Consider the following 3,039-nt stretch of genomic DNA (forward strand, 5'->3'; position numbering starts at 1 on the left):
ATAGTTTTCATTATTGTTCCGGCCCTAGGTCTCGGAATTCTACGTCTCTAAATTGTGTTAATTCTCCAACGAATTGGAGTTCCACAGTACCGACGGAACCGTTACGGTGTTTACGAATGAGGACTTCTGCATTGTCCCCTTTTTCAGAGTTTTCATCGTAATATTTATCGCGGTACAAGAAGATAACGATATCCGCATCCTGCTCGAGGGAACCAGATTCACGAAGGTCCGAAAGCACAGGCCGTTTATCTGGTCTGCTTTCAACACTACGAGATAACTGAGACAAAGCGATAACCGGTACGTTAAATTCACGAGCAATCAATTTAAGATTACGAGAGATTTCGGACACCTCTTGTTGACGATTTTCACTGCCCTTACCAGCATTTCGACCTTGCATCAACTGAATATAGTCGACGATAACGAGATCGAGGCCATGTTCCACCTTGAGACGGCGCAATTTAGAGCGCATATCTTGTACAGTAAGACCCGGCGTATCATCGATAAAGAGTTTGGATTTACTCATGCGGTCCGCTGCGGCAATAACCTTTTCCCAGTCAGCAGGATTCATGTTCGCACGGCGCAATTTTTCAGAGCTCACACCTGCCACGGAGGACAAAATACGACCAACGAGCTGTTCCTTGCCCATTTCCAGCGAAAAGAACGCCACCGTCTTGTCATACAACATCGTTACGTTTTGAGCGATATTCAAGGTGAAAGCTGTTTTCCCCATCGCAGGACGAGCTGCTACGAGGATAAGGTCAGATTTTTGTAAGCCGTTGAAAATGTGGTCCACATCTTTAAAGCCTGTTGGAACACCTGTAATAGCACCATCATGCTGTTGCAGTGCATTGAGTTTATCTAGATTAGATAAAACCACTTCACCAATGGCTGCAAAGGATGATTCAGACTGAGTTTGACCGCTTACGTCTAGCACCATTTGCTCTGCCTTATTGAGGATTGCCGTCGGCTCATCTTCGCCAGCATACGTCATGCCTACGATTTTATTCCCTGCATCGATGAGGCGGCGCAACTGAGCTTTCTCGCTGATGATTTTCGCATGTTCCTCCACATTGTAGGAAACCGATTCATTCGCAAGAGATGTAATATAAGCAAGACCACCTACCGCATCGAGGCGTTTACGACGGTCTAGTTCTTCACCAACGGTGATAAAATCAGCCGTCTTATTGGCATGCACGATTTCTAAAATAGCATCGTAAATAATACGATGTGCATCGCGGTAAAAATCTTCAGATTTAAGAATACTCGTCACCGTATCTACAACGGCCCCCATATTGGATCCATTAGTTAATAAAGCCCCCAAAACGGCCTTTTCCGCATCTAGATTATGCGGTGGAATGCGTACATCCATGATAATCCCCTTCACACAACCACTATGGATAAAAGAATTCACCATACTCAAAGAGCATGGTGAATACTATTATTCGGCTACTACATTAACCTTGATAGTACTTGTAATTTCAGGATGAACACGAACTAATACGTCATGTACGCCCAATGTTTTCAGTGGTTCTTTGATTTCGATTTTCTTTTTATCGATATCTACTTTGTATTGAGCTTTAGCAGCATCGGAAATATCTTTTGCAGTAACGGAACCGAATACGCGACCTTCTTCACCCATGCGAACTTTTACAGTTACTTCAACCTTAGTCAATTGAGCTGCCAAGATTTTAGCTTCGTCATTCGCTACAACTTTGTGGTGAGCAATGGAGTCTTGTTTTTGTTTCGCATTGTTTACATTAGTCGTTGTACCTTCAAGACCAAGACCTTTTTTGATCAATACATTACGACCATATGCATCGCTAACTTCAACGATTTCGCCTTTTTTACCAACTTTTTTAACGTCTTCTAACAATACTACTTTCATTGTTGTTCCTCCTCTTGTTCTGCGGAATGAAGCGCCTCAAGAGCATGCTCCAAGATGGCCTGCTTCGCTTCCTCTACGGTCATACCTTGTAATTGAGCGCCCGCCACAGTTCTGTGACCGCCACCACCCAAGGCTTCCATTACAACTTGTACGTTTACCTTGCCTTTGGATCGAGCGCTGACGCCGATACCACCCTCATTCAAGGAATATAGTACAAAGGCTGCTTCAATATCTTCATTACTGATGAGCATGTCCGCACTTTGTGCAGCCAACGCCATCATATCCTTCAAACCTTCAGGAGCTACGGAAATAGCAATCCCTTCAGTACGACTTGCTTCAAATACCATTTTAGCACGCAATTGGATAGAATCGAAGGTTTCAATAAATAATTGTTTAACTCTGTCGATATCCGCTCCTGCACGGCGCAAGAATGCTGCTGCCTCGAAAGTACGCGCACCAGTTTGTTGGATAAAGTTCTTCGTATCTAATACGATACCTGCATAGATACCTGTGGCTTCCGCTTTTGAAAGCTTCACAGGAACACCTGCATATTGAACAAGCTCTGTTACGAGCTCAGATGTGGACGATGCAGTTGGTTCCAAATAAGTAAGCAATGGATTTTCTACAAAGTCCGCTGCACGACGGTGATGGTCGATAACAATGCGTCGTTCAGAAATTTCAAGCGCCTCTTGAGCCGCTACCATTTCTTGACGGTGCGTATCACACACGACAGTGAGCGTATTCGCATCTACCCATACTCTTGCAGCTTCTGCAGTAATAATATTCTCTTGCCAGAACTCTGACTCGTTAAGAACATTCACCATTTTATCGATGGCGCTAGTTTCTTTTGAAAGCGCAATGCGCACGTCTTTACCAAGTGCTCGAGCAATGGCGGCCACACCAATAATACCACCTAACGCATCGTAATCTTCGCGTTGATGCCCCATGATAAGAATCTTATCAGAATCAATCATAAGCTCGTGTATAGCTTGAGATACAACACGAGCACGAACGCGCGTATTCTTCTCAACGCCTGCCGTATTACCGCCAAAGAAGCGCGTACTTTCACCATCCATAATACACACTTGGTCACCACCGCGACCTAATGCAATATCTAAGGCTGCACGAGCACGGCCAGATACATCTTTCACAGA

Annotated in this window: 3 protein-coding genes; all 3 read right to left on the bottom strand. The window is 44.4% G+C overall.

Annotation, left to right across the window (positions count from 1 at the left end):
- Window positions 1-10: 10 nt before the first annotated feature.
- Window positions 11-1,369: a replicative DNA helicase gene (dnaB, locus tag Q0507_RS07975; RefSeq protein WP_298714860.1), complete on the bottom strand. Its 1,359-nt coding sequence runs from the start codon at window positions 1,367-1,369 to the stop codon at window positions 11-13.
- Between the two features lie 69 nt (window positions 1,370-1,438).
- Window positions 1,439-1,885, bottom strand: a complete 447-nt coding sequence (rplI, locus tag Q0507_RS07980) for a 50S ribosomal protein L9 (protein WP_009352526.1) — start codon at window positions 1,883-1,885, stop codon at window positions 1,439-1,441.
- The coding region (locus Q0507_RS07985) for a DHH family phosphoesterase (protein WP_298714862.1) at window positions 1,882-3,039 on the bottom strand (1,158 nt) is incomplete at its 5' end. The genes rplI and Q0507_RS07985, both read right to left, overlap by 4 nt.

This window comes from uncultured Veillonella sp. (assembly GCF_938010505.1).
Taxonomy (GTDB): domain Bacteria; phylum Bacillota; class Negativicutes; order Veillonellales; family Veillonellaceae; genus Veillonella.